This window comes from Aeromicrobium duanguangcaii, assembly GCF_024508295.1.
In the GTDB taxonomy this organism is placed as follows: Bacteria; Actinomycetota; Actinomycetes; order Propionibacteriales; family Nocardioidaceae; genus Aeromicrobium; species Aeromicrobium duanguangcaii.
Map to the genome: position 1 here is coordinate 3,073,679 of NZ_CP101990.1, position 13,746 is coordinate 3,087,424.

Here is a 13,746-nt window from a genome sequence, read left to right on the forward strand (position 1 = left end):
CGGATCTACAGTGGTGACAGACACGGGGTGCCCGTACCGAGCGGGCTGAGATCAGACCCGTCGAACCTGCTCGAGTTCGCACTCGCGAAGGGATGTCCCATGACCGTCCTGTCCATTCCCGTCCCCACCGACGAAGCGCTGACGCGCCTGCGCGCCGCGACCCCGCTGGTGCAGTGCATCACCAACAGCGTCGTCACGAACTTCACCGCCAACGCCCTGCTCGCCGTGGGCGCGGCGCCCGCCATGGTCGACCTGCCCGAGGAGGCGGGGATCTTCGCGGGCATCGCCGACGGCGTGCTGGTCAACCTCGGCACGCCGAACGCCCAGCAGGCCGATGCCGCGCGCGTCGCCGTGGCCGCCACCGACCGCTGGGTGCTCGACCCGGTCGCGATCGGGACCCTGCCGGTGCGCACGGCCATGGCCGCCGAGCTGGTCCGGGCCCGGCCGGCGATCGTGCGCGGCAACGCCTCGGAGATCATCGCGCTGGCGGGGGCCGGCACCGGCGGGCGCGGGGTCGACTCCGTCGCCGGCTCCGAGGACGCGCTGGAGGCGGCCGGACAGATCGCCCGCGAGCACGGCACCGTCGTCGCGGTCTCGGGAGAGGTCGACGTCATCACCGACGGCACCCGGGTGGTCCGGATCGCCGGTGGCGACCGGCTCCTGACGCTCGTGACCGGCGGCGGCTGCTCGCTGGGCGCCACGATGGCCGCCTTCCTCGGCGTGTGCGACCCGCTGTCGGCGGCCGTGAGCGCCTCCGTCGTGCATGCGGTGGCGGCCGAGCGCGCGGCGGCCGGCTGCTCAGGCCCGGGCTCGTTCGCCGTGGCCTTCCTCGACGCCCTCGCGGCGATCGGTCCCGAGGACGTGCGCGACCGCGTCTCGAGCCTGGCGTGACCGCCGGGCTGCACCTGGTCACCGACGAGCGCCTGGGGCGCGACCGGCTGCTCGCGGTCGTCGCCGCCGCGGCGGGCGCCGGGGTCGCAGCGGTCCAGGTCCGGGCCAAGCACGCCACCGCGCGGGAGTTCACGGACCTCGTCGCGGCGATCAGCGCCGCCGTGGCGGGGCGGGCGCTGGTCCTGGTCAACGACCGGGTGGACGTGGCGCTGGCCGCGCGGCACGTCGGCGTGCGGGTCGACGGCGTCCACCTGGGCCAGGACGACCTCGACCCGGTCGTGGCGCGGACCCTGCTCGGACCGGACGCCACCGTGGGGTGGACGGCGCACGCGCCGGAGCACCTGCAGGCCGCTCACGTCCTGCCGCCGGGCACCGTCGACTACCTCGGGGTCGGCCTCGTCCACCCCACCACCTCGAAGGCGGATGGCCCGCCCGTCCTGGGCGTCGACGGTTTCGGCGCGTTCGCGCACGCGGCCCCGTTGCCGTGCATCGCGATCGGCGGCGTGCGGCTGGCGGACGTCCCGGGGCTCATGGCCGCCGGCGCGCACGGCGTGGCCGTCGTCTCCGCAATCTCAGAGGCTGCCGATCCGGGGCGGGCCGCGGCGGACCTCGTCGCGGCGGCCGGGGGTGCCCGATGACGCCGCGCGTGCTGAGCATCGCCGGCACGGACCCGAGCGGTGGCGCGGGAATCCAGGCGGACCTCAAGACGATCGGGGCCTTCGGCGGGTACGGCATGGCCGTCGTGACCGCCCTGGTCGCCCAGAACACCGAGGGCGTGCGGTCGGTCCACGTCCCGCCGCCCGCCTTCCTGGCCGAGCAGCTCGACGCCGTCTCCGACGACGTCGTGATCGACGCGGTGAAGCTGGGGATGCTGCACTCGACGCCCCTCATCGACATCGTCGTGGCCTGGTTGGAGCGCGTGCGGCCGCCGGTGGTCGTGCTCGATCCGGTCATGGTGGCCACGAGCGGCGACCGGCTGCTGGACGCCGCGGCCGAGGCGGCGATCCGGCGGTTGTGCGCGCGGGTCGACCTGGTCACGCCGAACCTGCCCGAGCTGGCGGTGCTGGCCGGTCAGCCGGAGGCGACGACCTGGGCCGCTGCCGTCGACCAGGCGCAGGCACTCGCCGCCGCGACCGACACGGTGGTGCTGCTCAAGGGCGGACACCTGGCTGGCGCGACGTCGGCCGACGCCGTCGTGACCGCGGAGGCGGTCCGGCCGGTCGAGGGGCGCCGGGTCATCACCACGACCACCCATGGCACGGGGTGCTCGCTGTCGTCGGCCATGGCGACGCTGAGGGCGTCCGGATTCTCGTGGTTCGACGCGCTCGGTCATGCCAAGGAGTGGTTGACCGGCGCGATCGAGCACGGCGCCGCACTCGAGGTCGGACGTGGCAACGGCCCGATCGACCACTTCCACCACCTGCGTGAGCACGTGCCGCACCTGCGCGCTGACGTCGGCAGCCCCACGTGGACCGGCCGCGCCTGGGACGACAGCGCGCCCGTGCGAGACCGCGTCGACGCCTGCGAGTTCGTGCGCAGGCTGGGCGACGGCACCCTCGAACCCGAGCGGTTCGCCTGGTACCTGGCCCAGGACGCCGTCTATCTGGGCGAGTACGCCGAGCTCCTCGCCCGGGCCGCCGCACTGGCCGGCGCGCCGGAGGAGCAGGCCTTCTGGGCCCGCGGCAGCGTCGCGGCGCAGGAGGAGGAGATGCGGCTGCACCGGGCGTGGGTCGCCGGGATGCCGGCAGCTGCACCCGCCACCCGGGCCTACCTCGACCACCTGCACGCCGCGCACCGCCACGGTTACGAGGTCCTCATCGCCGCACTGCTGCCCTGCTCCTGGCTCTACGCCGATCTGGGTCGGCGACTGGTGGCGCAGGACCGGCCGGCGCACCCCTACGGCGCCTGGCTGCGGACCTACGCCGACCCGGCGTTCCTCGACGCAGCGGAGACCGCGCGAAGCATCGTCGACCGCGTGGCCGAGGCGGCGTCATCAGACGGGCGCAACGCCATGACCGCGGCGTTCGCGGCCTCGATGCGCCACGAGCTGGCGTTCTTCGAGGCGCCGTGACGGTTCATCGCGCCGCCTCGACGGGCTGGCGCAGGATCGTGCGCAGCCGCTCGGGGGCCGTCCGCCGGGGGTCACCGAGGTAGATCTCGTGATGGCGGCCGGTCATCCGCAGTCCGTGCGCAGGGATGAACTCGTCGTGCATGGCCGCCAGCACGGGGCCCTCGTCGTCGTACGAGCCGACGTGGAGCGTCTGGACGCAACGTCCCTCGTCGAGCGACTCGAGCCGCATCTCGTCGAGCAACGGGGCGCCACCCTTCGCCGTCACGCTCGAGCGGGCCCGGTCCAGGTGGTAGTCGGTGATCCAGTCCGGCACCAGGATCATCATCGTCCAGGACCAGCGGGACTTGTCCCGCTGGCTGGTGAACGTGGCGAAGTCGTCGGACCACCACAGCCCTTCGAGCGGCGGCACGACGTAGTCGCGGTCCAGCTCGGTCTTGCTGAGGAACTTCAACGCGTACGCCGTGGGATACAGCGTGCCGAGCGCGTCCTGGTAGCGCGGCGCGCGGTTGGGGTCGCCCTCCCCGTCGACCATCAGGTAGGTCATCGGGGGCACGGTGACGACCTCGAACCGGCCGCGCGGCGCGGTGTACGTCGGGATCTGCTTCTTGACGTCGAACTTCACGGCGACCCCCGGGGCTCAGCGTGGTGCGGCCAGCAGCGCGGTCTGCAGGACGTAGCGATCCCACGGTAACCGCGGATCGCGGCCGGTGAGCGATGCGACGCGACGCATCCGGTAGCGCACGGTCTGCGGGTGCACGTGCAGCCGGGCCGCGGCGGGTGCGGCCCCGTCTGCCTCGAGGACTGCCCAGAGCGTGGTCAACGCCTCGGTGTCCTCGGTCAGCGACCCGAGCACGGCCTCCGCGGCGCGAACCGGGTCGGCGTCCCCGTGCCCCGCGACCAGCGCGAGGACCTCCAGGTCGCCGTCGTCGAGCACACCGCGCTGGGACCAGGCCAGATCAGGCGCCGCACGCAGCGCCGTGACCGCGAGCCGGTACGCCCGGGGCGCCGTCCGGGCGGTCACCCGGCCATGGCGCACCGCGTGCAGACCGTGTTCCTCGACGACCTCGGCCAGGCGCGCTGTGTCGACCGATCGCAGCAGCACGACACCGGCCCCGTCCTGGACCGTGTGGATCGACGCCACCGTCGTCGGGGCGTCGTCGCGTTCCTCCAGGGCCCGTTCGACCAGCGCCGCGGCGCGCTCGGCATCGACCACCCGCGACGGCCCGACGACGACGAGGTCGAAGGTCGTCGGCAGCTGCGCGTCGAGCTCGCGCAGTCGCGCGGCCAGGGATCCCGCGTGGCTCTGGCGGCCCAGCAGCAGGTCGGTGAGCAGGTCGCGCAGCGAGCTCTCGCGGTCGGCGCCCAGCGACCGGCCCGTGACCTCGTACCCGTCGTAGATCGCCTCGGAGAGCTCGTCGAGGACCGCGAACCAGACCCGCACGAGGGACGTCACGTCCTCGGCGGCCAGCGCGCCGCGGAAGCGGTCCGACATCTGGTCCAGGAACTCTCCGGCGGCGACCCGGTAGGCCCGCAGCACCGCCGACAGCGGCCGGCCGTCGCGCGCCCGGACCGCGCCGACGCCACGGAACAGCGCGATGTCCTCCTCGGTCAGCGTCCCGTCCTCAGCCCACAGCTCCAGCACGCGGTGCAGCGTCCACACGATGATCGAGCGGACCTCCTGGAGCTGTCGCTCGTCGAGGGACGCGTACGCCGGGATCTCGGCGGCGATCGTCACCAGGAAGGTGTCGACCAGAGCGGCCTCGCCCTCCGTCAGGCCCGCGGCGATGGCCCGGCGGTGGGCGGTCACGTCGGTCATGTCGCTCCTCAGTCGGTGACAAAGATGGTTGTCACGTCCATTCACCGTAGTGGCGCCGGAACCGTCACTGGGCCACCGTGTGCGCATGTCCTTCACCCCTGACGTCATCGTCGTCGGCGCCGGCCTGGCCGGACTGGTCGCCACCCACGAGCTGGCACAGGCCGGCAAGCGGGTCCTGGTCGTCGAGCAGGAGAACCGCAACAACCTCGGCGGGCAGGCGTTCTGGTCGCTCGGCGGGCTGTTCTTCGTCGACAGTCCCGAGCAGCGCCGCACGGGCATCAAGGACTCCGCCGCGCTGGCGATGCAGGACTGGTTCGGCTCGGCCGCCTTCGACCGGCTCCAGGACGAGGACCTGTGGGCCCGCCGCTGGGCCAAGGCGTACGTGACCTGGGCGGCCGAGGGCAAGCGCGACTACCTGCGCCGACTGGGACACCGGGTCATGCCGATGGTGGGCTGGGCCGAGCGCGGCAGCGGATCGGCCACCGGCCACGGGAACTCCGTGCCCCGGTTCCACCTCACCTGGGGCACCGGGCCGCGGCTGGTCGACACCTTCGCCGAGCCGGTCCTGAAGGCCGAGACCGGTGGGCTGGTCCAGTTCGCGTTCCGGCACCAGGTCGACGACCTGATCGTCGAGAAGGGCGCGGTCGTCGGCATCCGCGGATCGGTGCTGGCGCCGGACGACTCCGAGCGCGGGGTGAAGTCGTCGCGCACCGTCGTGGGCGAGTTCGATCACCGCGCCGGCGCCGTCGTGGTCACCTCGGGCGGCATCGGCCACAACCACGCGCTGATGCGCGCCAACTGGCCCACCGAGCGCCTCGGCGAGGCGCCCGACCACCTGATCTCGGGCGTCCCGGCGCACGTCGACGGCCGGATGCTCCAGATCACCGAGCGCGCCGGCGGGCGCATCGTGAACCGCGACCGGCTCTGGTCGTACACCGAGGGCATCACCAACTGGGACCCGATCTGGCCCGACCACGGCATCCGGATCCTGCCCGGCCCCTCGTCGATGTGGTTCGACGCCAACGGCCAGCGACTGACCGGCATGTCCGGGGTTCCCGGCGCGGACACGAACGGCGCCATGAAGCAGATCCTGGCGACCGGCCACGACTACTCGTGGTTCGTGCTGACGCAGTCGATCATCGAGAAGGAGTTCGCCCTGTCGGGCTCGGAGCAGAACCCCGACCTCACCGGGCGCGACATCAAGTTCCTCATCAAGAGCCGACTGGCCAAGGGCGCGCCGGGTCCGGTCGAGAAGTTCAAGCAGCACGGCGTCGACTTCGTCGTGGCGCCGTCCCTGGACGACCTCGTCCTGGGGATGAACGAGATCGCCCGTGGGCCGAAACTCGACCCGACGCTCCTGGAGCGCCAGATCGTGGCGCGCGACCGCGAGTTCGACAACCCGTTCACCAAGGACGTCCAGGTCATGGCGATCCACAACGCCCGCCGCTCGCGCATGGACAAGATCGTGCGCGTCGCCAAACCGCACCGGATCCTCGACCCGGCGCACGGTCCGCTCATCGCGGTGCGGCTGAACGTCCTGTCGCGCAAGACCCTCGGCGGACTGCAGACCAACCTCGAGTCGCAGGTGCTCGGCGAGGACGGACTGCCGGTGCCGGGCCTGTACGCGGCAGGCGAGGTCGCCGGGTTCGGCGGCGGCGGCGTCCACGGGTACAACGCGCTCGAGGGGACCTTCCTGGGTGGCTGCATCTTCTCGGGCCGGGCCGCCGGCCGAGCCCTGGCGCGGAGCTGAGCGGAGCACTCGCGACACACCCCCCTCCCATGTCAACCTGTCCGGAAGAGAGTCATCGCGACCGGACCGGGGGGTGTCGATGAGCGTACGAGCGATCTCACGCGGGATCGGCCTCGTGGGCGTTGCCCTGCTGGTCCTCGCGACGACTGCCCTGGCCGGGACCCCGTCCGCCGTCGCCGACGAACCGCAGCTGTCGAGCATCACGGCGGCCGAGATGGACGTCGCGCCGGGAACGCCGGCGTGCTTCCCCGGCGCGAACCCCGGTGAGACAGAGCTGCTGACCTGCGAATACGGCGACCGTGGCCCGCGGCTGCTGCTCGTCGGCGACTCGCACATGCGGGCCCTGTCGCCGGCGTTCCGGCGGCTGGCCGAGGAGGGGAAGATCCGGGTCACGCTGCTCACCCGCTCGCGTTGTGGCTGGACGACCCGCAAGCTCGAGCACGACCTGCCCTGGGTCGCTGACGAGTGCGAGACGTGGCGGGCCCAGGTGCAGCGCTACATCCGCGACCAGAAGGACCTGCGCGCCATCATCACGAACCATCGGGCCCGATGGATGGAGGGCACCGAGGCGCAGCGTGGTCCCGACACCGTGAAGGCGTGGCGGGTCGCGCTCGATCGGAAGATCCCCGTGATCGCCGTGTCGGGCGCGCCGCACTGGCCGTCCACGCCGCCGGACTGCTTGCGCAAGAACCCCACGCCGGAGCAATGGAAGGACTGCACCGCACCCGCGCGCGAGGTGATGTCGTTCGACTGGACCGTCCCTGCGGTCGTCCTGGCCCGTCGGACGTACGGCCCGAACGCGGCGTTCCGCCTCGACATGCGCGACGTGTACTGCCCCGGCGGGGTGTGCCGGACGGTGACGCCGAAGGGCCAGATCATGTACCGCGACGAGCAACACCTCGGCGCCACCTACGCCCGCTCGCTCGCGCCGGAGTTCGAGAAGCGGCTCCGCGCCACGGGCGTCGTCTTCGACCCACCGCGCGAGTCCGGGGCGGCGATCCTGGCCCACCTGATCGGCGTGCTCAGCGCCATCGTCGTGCGCTCGGCCGTGGCGATCGCCGTCGTGTGAGCAGCATCAGGCGATGAGCTGACCGAGGGCCGCGGCGGCCAGGACCGCCGCCCACACGGGAATGCGACCCCACCATTGCGAGGCGAACGCGGCCACCGCGATCACCGCCGTGCCGACCGAGACGATGCCCTGCGTGATGACGGGGTCGTAGAGCGCCGCGGCGAGGATTCCGACGACCGCAGCGTTGACCCCCATCACGACGCGCCGTGCGGTCGGGGCCTCGCGCAGCCGGTCCCAGAACGGCAGCACACCCACGACCAGAAGGCCCGCGGGCAGGAACACCGCGACGAGGGCGATCGTCGCACCCAGCACCCCGTTCGGGCCGGACTCCATGCTGGCGCCGAGGTAGGCGCTGAAGGTGAACAGCGGACCGGGCACCGCCTGGGCCGCGCCGTATCCGGCCAGGAAGGTGTCGGGGTCGACCAGCCCGGCCTCGACGGTCTGGGCTTGCAGCAACGGCAGGACGACATGGCCGCCGCCGAACACGAGCGCGCCCGTGCGGTAGAAGATGTCCGCCAGGCGCAGGGTCGGGTCCTCGGTGACCGCGGCCAGCACCGGGAGCGCGACGAGCAGGGAACCGAACGCCACGAGGGCAGCGATCGCGGCGCGCCGTGACACGTACGCCAGACCGCGTACCGCCGGGGCCTCCTCGGCGCGCAGCCACAGCCAGCCCGCGAGTGCCCCGAGCACGATCACGCCGATCTGGATCCCGGGACCGGCCACGAGCAGGATGCAGGCGGCGCCGGCGGCGGCGATCACCAGTCGCTTGAGGTCGGGCGTCAGGGTGCGGGCCATCGACAGGACGGCCTGGGCGACCACGGCCACCGCGGCGGCCTTGACCCCGTGCAGCCACCCGGCGCCCGCGGGATCGCCGAACGCGGCCACCCCGTACGCGAAGGCCACCAGCACGACGGCCGACGGCAGGGTGAAGGCGATCCACGCCGCCAGCAGGCCGCCGGCCCCGGCGCGCCGCAGCCCCAGGACCATGCCGACCTGGCTCGACCCGGGCCCGGGCAGGAACTGGCACAGCGCGACCAGGTCGGCATAGGCCTCGTCGGTCAGCCAGCGGCGGCGCTCGACGAACGCCTCGCGGAAGTACGCCAGATGGGCGACAGGGCCGCCGAACGAGGTCAGTCCCAGCCGCAGGAACACCCAGAACACCTCGGCCACCGAGCCGGGGTGCCGGCGCTCGGCGGCGGCGCGAGAAGTCATCGGCCCCATCATCGCCGCAGCAGCGCCGCGGGGCGATCCGATGACGTCAGGTGGCGATCGGTGTCGCCGTCACCACGATGTTCGAGTCGTAGTGCCCCAGGTGGTACCAACCACACGTGACCATCGCGAGCCGACTCGTGCCGGTCTGGCTGAAGATCTTCGGCGCGTTCTCACGCAGCTCCTGCTGGGAGTACTCGGCGACGTCGTCGACGCAGTAGCGCACCGTGCCCGCCGCGGTCCGGATCGTGACCGTGTCACCGCGCTCCAGCTTGCCGAGGTCGTCGAACGCCCCGCCGCCTTCGTGCACGGTGTGGGCGGTGAGCACCACCGCGCCTCGGGTGCTGCCGGGCAGGGCGCCCTCGGCCCACCAGCCGACTTGAGTGAAGTCGGCCGGTGGCTCCAGCACGTCTCCCTCGTTCAGGGTGAGGGGGATGACGGTGGCGTCCACGTCGATCGCGGGGATCCTCAGTCGCGACGGCTGTCCCTCGGCCGGATCGGGGGTGGCTTCGACCAACGGACTCGGGGACGCGGTCGACGGTGACTCGCTCTGCCGCGCCGTCCTGTCACCGACCGCGCAGGAGACCAGTCCTGACGTCGAGACGGCCAGCGCCAGTGCGGCCATCACCGAGAGGCCCCGGCGCGTTCGCGCCGGGGCCTCGGTGGAATGCGAGCGCTTCATGTCACCCTTCGAAGCGACGCACGCCCAGGAGCACGCCACCGGAGCTCAGTACCAGCGCGGTGCCACCACCCATGAGGCCGGAGCCCCACCGGCTCGCGCTGTCGCTCACTCCGGCGTCGACAGCGCGGGGCACGCCGTGAGCGCGGACCTCGTCCTTGCTCTTGCTCTTGGTGCCGTCGTTGCTGTCGTCACTGCCACCGGAGTCGTCGGGGCCCCTTGACTCGTCCTCACCGCTGATCTTCGGGTCGGTCGACGGGTCGGTACCAGGCTCGTCGCTCGGTTCGTCGGTGGGCGGCGTCGTCGGCTCGTCCGTCGGCTCCTCGGTGGGCGGCGTCGTCGGCTCCGTGGGCGGCGTCGTCGGCTCGGTGGGCGGCGTCGTCGGCTCCGTGGGCGGCGTCGTCGGCTCCGTGGGCGGCGTCGTCGGCTCCGTGGGCGGCGTCGTCGGCTCCGTGGGCGGCGTCGTCGGCTCCGTGGGCGGCGTCGTCGGCTCCGTGGTGGGCTCGGTCGTGTTGAAGCACCTGCCGGCCGCGACCTCCTCCGCCGACGCGTAGTAGTCCAGGCGCAGGTCGCCGGCCTTGTGGGCCATGCCGCGCCACGTGCCGTCGGTGGCCCACGTGACCTGGTGGTTGTGCTGCTTGTCGGTGCCCGTGATGTGGCCGTTGGCCTCGTCTTTGGGAACCGAGATGAAGACGTACGGGTTGGACTCAGAGGCCGTGCGATGGCACACGCCCACCTTGCCCCCCGGCGGCTCGGCGTTGGCGGTGCTGCCGGTCGCGAACACTGCGGCACCACAGCCGAGTGTCACGACGCCCATCGTCGCCAGTCCTGTCGCCAGCCGCATCCACTTCTTCGCCGCACCCGGGTGCGGGTCGTGCTTGGTCATCTTCCTCCTATCAGGGTTTCGAGCAGGAGGAACCTCACCCCCCTGGACCGTCCACGGTAGGTCGGCCACAGCCCTCAACCGAAGCCCTGCGGACGTGAGGATGGAAACAGTCCTGGGACGTGAAATCCCCTGGGATGCAAGTAAAAATGGAGGGGCGAGTTCCGATGGGTACCGGTGGCGACGGACCCTCCAGCGCCCGGGCCCGGTTCACCCATTCGGGGTTCGTCCGCCCGACTGACTGCCACACTGCCGGGTGGCGCAGTCTCGGAGCAAGATCGTTCGCCGGCTCACCCGGGCCCAGCAGGAGCAGGCGCCGGTGACGGTGCGCCGCAATCGGCTCGACTGCCATAAGGACACCGGGTTCGTCCTGGCGCTGACCGACGACTGGGTCGTCCTGCACGCGCTGGATGGTGTCTACCTCGACGACGTGGTCCTGCTGCGGCTGGACCTGGTGACCAAGGTCGGGCCGGGGTGGGACGGCGCCGGCTTCGGGGAGTCCTACCTGCGCCGAGCCGTGGCCGGGAGCGGCGTGCCGCTCGAGAGCTTCGAGTGCCCGGCCGACGCGTCGGTCTCCGACCTCCTGCGGATCGTCGATCAACGGGCCCAGCTCGTCGGTGTCCACCTCGAGAGTCCCGACGGCGACTGGATCAACGTCGGCACGATCCATCGCATCGGCACGAAGCGGCTCGACCTGCAGTTCATCGGCCGCGACGGCGTGTGGGTCGACTTCGTCGAGGCGTGGAGACTGCGCGACATCACCCGGATCGAGTTCGGCGGACGGTACATCGGCGCCCTCGAGCGCTTCGGCGACCCGATCCCGCCGGTCACGGAGCGCAGGAAGCGCTGACGGCGGGGACGGCCGCCGGGCGGATCCCTCGACACCGCTCCGTTCGACCGGCATCTTGGCAGGAAGATCCGACCCGACCCGGAGGTGCCGATGCCTGCCGCCCGACTCGTCCGTCGCGCAACCGGTGCCGCGCTGGTCGTGCTGCTGGGATCGGCCCTGCCGGCGGTCGCGGAGAAGCCCCGGCTGTCGAGCATCGCGGCCGCCGAGTCGGACGTCGCCCCGGGAACGAGGGCGTGCTTCAACGGCTCCCGTCCGGGCCAGACGAGGGTGCTGACCTGCCACTACGGGCGCAAGGGCCCGCGCCTGCTCGTGATCGGGGACTCGCACATGCGCGCCCTGTCGCCGCCTTCCGGCGGCTGGCCGACCAAGGGAAGATCCGCGTCACGCTGATCATCCGCTCGCGTTGCGGGTGGTCGTCGCGGGTGGTCAAGAACGACACGAAGTGAATCCGCGACGACTGCCAGGCCTGGCGGAAGAACGTGGAGCGCTACATCCGCAAGCAGCGGAACGTGCGGGCGATCGTCACCCACCACCGCGCCTCGACGATGGCCGGCACCTACGCCCAGCGCGGACCGGACACGGTGAAGTCGTGGCGCGTGGCGCTGAAGCGCCGGATCCCCGTCATCGCGCTGGCCGGCGCGGCCAACTGGAAGTCGGCGGGTCCCTCGCCCACCCAGTGCCTGCGCAAGAACCGCGCCCCGCGGCAGTGGAAGAACTGCTCGGCAGCCGAGCAGAAAGTGATCCCGTTCGACTGGTCCGTGCCCTCGGTGAAGCTGGCACGGAAGCAGTACGGCCGGCGCGCGGCGTTCCGCATCAACCTGCGCGCCGAGCACTGTCCGAAGCGGGTGTGTCGGGTGGTCACGCCGAGGGGCCAGATCATGTACCGCGACCACCAGCACCTCACGGCCACCTACGCCCGCTCGCTCACGCCGCTGATCGAGAGGCAGCTGCGAGCCACCGGGGTGGTCTTCGGGCCCTAGACGACGACTGGTGAGTCACTGGTGACTCACCAGCGTCCGAACCTGTCGGGGAGCACCGAGTCATGCCGACTCGGTTGCCTTGTCGTTGGAGACGACGGGGACGTGCTCGCGACGGAATGCCGGTCGGCCGAAAGATCAGGCGAAGTCGGCGCCCGAGGCGCCACCGCCGGCGCCCTCGGGCTCGCGCGCCATCGGGGTGAAGCGCGAGTAGTGGCCCTGGAAGGACACGGCGACCTTGTTGACCGGGCCCGAACGGTTCTTGGCCACGATGATGTCGGCCTCGCCGGGACGCTCGGACTCGCCCGCGCCGTGGGCGTCGGGGCGGTTCAGCAGCATGACGATGTCGGCGTCCTGCTCGATCGAGCCGGACTCACGCAGGTCCGAGATCTGCGGCGTCTTGTCGGTGCGCTGCTCCGAGCCACGGTTCAACTGGCTGATCGCGACGACCGGGACGCCCAGCTCCTTGGCCAGCAGCTTGATCTGACGGGAGAACTCCGAGACCTCGACCTGACGGTTCTCGACCTTCTTGCCTGAGGTCATCAGCTGCAGGTAGTCCAGGACGACGAAGTCGAGGCCGTGCTGCTTCTTGATGCGGCGCGCCTTCGAGCGGATCTCGGGCATCGTCATGTTGGGGCTGTCGTCGATGATGATCGGCGCGGCCTGCACCGTGGCCATCGCGCGTCCGATCGCGTCCCAGTCGCGGCTGGACATCGAGCCGGCGCGCATGTGGTGGATCGCGACCTTCGCCTCGGCCGACAACAGACGCATCGCGATCTCCGAGCCGGTCATTTCCAAGCTGAAGATGGCGGAGGTGAGGCCCTGGCGGATCGAGGCGTTGCGCACGAAGTCCAGGCCGAGCGTCGACTTGCCGACGCCGGGTCGCGCCGCGACGACGATCATCTGGCCGGGCTTGAAGCCCGTGGTGAGGCGATCGAGATCAGGGAAGCCCGACATCACGCCGTGCACCTCGCCCGAGCGCGTCTCGAGCTCTTCGAGCTCGTCGATCGTGTACGACATCAGGTCGGACAGGACGTTGTAGTCCTCACCGGACTTCGTGCCGTCGACGTCCAGGACCGCCTTCTGGGCGCGGTCGACGATGTCCTGGATCTCGCCGGTGCCGGACTGGCCCAGCTGGGCGACCTGCTGGCCGACCTCGACGAGGCGCCGCAGCACCGCCTTCTCGTGGACGATCTCGGCGTAGTAGTCGACGTTCGCGGCGATCGGCACGCCCTGGACGAGGTCGTGGAGGTAGGCGGCGCCCCCGATGCGGGCGATCTCGCCACGACGGGTCAGCTCGGCCGCGACGGTGATCGCGTCGGCCGGCTCACCGCGACCGGACAGGTCGCAGATGACGTCGAAGATCAGCTCGTGCGCGGGGCGGTAGAAGTCGCGGCTCTCGAGCAGGTCGGTGGCGGGGTCGATCGCGTTCTTCGACAGCAGCATCGCGCCGAGAACACTCTGCTCGGCCGCCATGTCCTGGGGCGGAACGTAGCCCGATCCCGCGGAGTCCGATGGACGATCGGACTCATACAGATCGGTAACGCTCAC

The 13,746-nt window shown here is 71.7% G+C and carries 14 protein-coding genes and 1 riboswitch; of the genes, 8 read left to right on the plus strand and 6 right to left on the minus strand.

Annotated features, from left to right (window positions below; genetic code table 11):
- The first annotated feature begins 13 nt into the window (after positions 1-13).
- A riboswitch (TPP riboswitch) is annotated at positions 14-110 on the plus strand.
- The 3 genes from thiM to NP095_RS14945 all read left to right on the plus strand — a co-directional run bounded on the left by thiM (position 100) and on the right by NP095_RS14945 (position 2,962).
- The gene (thiM, locus tag NP095_RS14935) at positions 100-891 is read left to right on the plus strand and encodes a hydroxyethylthiazole kinase (protein WP_232418348.1); all 792 of its coding nucleotides are present in this window, start codon (positions 100-102) and stop codon (positions 889-891) included. Its footprint overlaps the riboswitch before it by 11 nt.
- A complete protein-coding gene (gene thiE / locus NP095_RS14940; protein ID WP_232418346.1) occupies positions 888-1,529 on the plus strand; it encodes a thiamine phosphate synthase in 642 nt (213 codons plus the stop codon). Before thiM ends, thiE begins: the two co-directional genes overlap by 4 nt.
- On the plus strand, positions 1,526-2,962 hold the full coding sequence (locus tag NP095_RS14945; RefSeq protein WP_232418344.1) for a bifunctional hydroxymethylpyrimidine kinase/phosphomethylpyrimidine kinase: 1,437 nt from the start codon (positions 1,526-1,528) through the stop codon (positions 2,960-2,962). The genes thiE and NP095_RS14945 overlap by 4 nt, the downstream gene beginning before the upstream one ends.
- Before the next feature lie 4 nt (positions 2,963-2,966).
- Here the strand turns inward: NP095_RS14945 and NP095_RS14950 are convergent, their stop codons facing one another.
- Together NP095_RS14950 and NP095_RS14955 are read right to left on the minus strand one after the other, a co-directional pair.
- Complete coding sequence (locus NP095_RS14950; protein WP_232418342.1) at positions 2,967-3,584, minus strand: GyrI-like domain-containing protein; 618 nt, start codon at positions 3,582-3,584, stop codon at positions 2,967-2,969.
- Positions 3,585-3,599: 15 nt separating this feature from the next.
- On the minus strand, positions 3,600-4,778 hold the full coding sequence (locus tag NP095_RS14955; RefSeq protein ID WP_232418340.1) for a PucR family transcriptional regulator: 1,179 nt from the start codon (positions 4,776-4,778) through the stop codon (positions 3,600-3,602).
- Positions 4,779-4,863: 85 nt separating this feature from the next.
- On the opposite strand from NP095_RS14955, the gene NP095_RS14960 reads away from it, so the two are divergent.
- Positions 4,864-6,528 (plus strand): FAD-binding dehydrogenase, encoded by a 1,665-nt coding sequence (locus NP095_RS14960; RefSeq protein ID WP_232418338.1) that lies wholly within the window; start codon positions 4,864-4,866, stop codon positions 6,526-6,528.
- A 79-nt stretch (positions 6,529-6,607) separates the two neighbouring features.
- Positions 6,608-7,597 (plus strand): SGNH hydrolase domain-containing protein, encoded by a 990-nt coding sequence (locus NP095_RS14965; RefSeq protein WP_232418335.1) that lies wholly within the window; start codon positions 6,608-6,610, stop codon positions 7,595-7,597.
- A 6-nt stretch (positions 7,598-7,603) separates the two neighbouring features.
- Here the strand turns inward: NP095_RS14965 and chrA are convergent, their stop codons facing one another.
- The 3 genes from chrA to NP095_RS14980 are packed head-to-tail and all read right to left on the minus strand — an operon-like array spanning position 7,604 to position 10,371.
- The gene (gene chrA, locus NP095_RS14970) at positions 7,604-8,809 is read right to left on the minus strand and encodes a chromate efflux transporter (protein WP_232418333.1); all 1,206 of its coding nucleotides are present in this window, start codon (positions 8,807-8,809) and stop codon (positions 7,604-7,606) included.
- Positions 8,810-8,855: 46 nt separating this feature from the next.
- Positions 8,856-9,488 (minus strand): class F sortase, encoded by a 633-nt coding sequence (locus tag NP095_RS14975; protein WP_232418331.1) that lies wholly within the window; start codon positions 9,486-9,488, stop codon positions 8,856-8,858.
- A 1-nt stretch (position 9,489) separates the two neighbouring features.
- Entirely contained in the window at positions 9,490-10,371 is an 882-nt protein-coding gene (locus tag NP095_RS14980; RefSeq protein ID WP_232418329.1) for a hypothetical protein, read from the minus strand.
- A 253-nt stretch (positions 10,372-10,624) separates the two neighbouring features.
- Between NP095_RS14980 and NP095_RS14985 the strand changes: the two genes are divergently transcribed.
- The 3 genes from NP095_RS14985 to NP095_RS14995 all read left to right on the plus strand — a co-directional run bounded on the left by NP095_RS14985 (position 10,625) and on the right by NP095_RS14995 (position 12,198).
- A complete protein-coding gene (locus NP095_RS14985; protein WP_232418327.1) occupies positions 10,625-11,218 on the plus strand; it encodes a hypothetical protein in 594 nt (197 codons plus the stop codon).
- A gap of 90 nt (positions 11,219-11,308) precedes the next feature.
- Complete coding sequence (locus NP095_RS14990) at positions 11,309-11,608, plus strand: hypothetical protein (protein WP_232418326.1); 300 nt, start codon at positions 11,309-11,311, stop codon at positions 11,606-11,608.
- A 56-nt stretch (positions 11,609-11,664) separates the two neighbouring features.
- A complete protein-coding gene (locus NP095_RS14995; protein WP_256766147.1) occupies positions 11,665-12,198 on the plus strand; it encodes an SGNH hydrolase domain-containing protein in 534 nt (177 codons plus the stop codon).
- A 135-nt stretch (positions 12,199-12,333) separates the two neighbouring features.
- On the opposite strand, the gene dnaB is transcribed toward NP095_RS14995, so the two are convergent.
- A complete protein-coding gene (gene dnaB, locus NP095_RS15000; RefSeq protein ID WP_154597315.1) occupies positions 12,334-13,671 on the minus strand; it encodes a replicative DNA helicase in 1,338 nt (445 codons plus the stop codon).
- Positions 13,672-13,746 lie beyond the last annotated feature (75 nt).

Bases quoted from the DNA above. Each gene is read 5' to 3' on its own strand.
- thiM (WP_232418348.1), top strand. From the start codon at position 100: ATGACCGTCCTGTCCATTCCCGTCCCCACCGACGAAGCGCTGACGCGC.
- NP095_RS14945 (WP_232418344.1), top strand. From the start codon at position 1,526: ATGACGCCGCGCGTGCTGAGCATCGCCGGCACGGACCCGAGCGGTGGC.
- NP095_RS14955 (WP_232418340.1), bottom strand. From the start codon at position 4,778: ATGACCGACGTGACCGCCCACCGCCGGGCCATCGCCGCGGGCCTGACG.
- NP095_RS14960 (WP_232418338.1), top strand. From the start codon at position 4,864: ATGTCCTTCACCCCTGACGTCATCGTCGTCGGCGCCGGCCTGGCCGGA.
- NP095_RS14965 (WP_232418335.1), top strand. From the start codon at position 6,608: ATGAGCGTACGAGCGATCTCACGCGGGATCGGCCTCGTGGGCGTTGCC.
- chrA (WP_232418333.1), bottom strand. From the start codon at position 8,809: ATGACTTCTCGCGCCGCCGCCGAGCGCCGGCACCCCGGCTCGGTGGCC.
- NP095_RS14975 (WP_232418331.1), bottom strand. From the start codon at position 9,488: ATGAAGCGCTCGCATTCCACCGAGGCCCCGGCGCGAACGCGCCGGGGC.
- NP095_RS14980 (WP_232418329.1), bottom strand. From the start codon at position 10,371: ATGACCAAGCACGACCCGCACCCGGGTGCGGCGAAGAAGTGGATGCGG.
- NP095_RS14990 (WP_232418326.1), top strand. From the start codon at position 11,309: ATGCCTGCCGCCCGACTCGTCCGTCGCGCAACCGGTGCCGCGCTGGTC.
- dnaB (WP_154597315.1), bottom strand. From the start codon at position 13,671: ATGGCGGCCGAGCAGAGTGTTCTCGGCGCGATGCTGCTGTCGAAGAAC.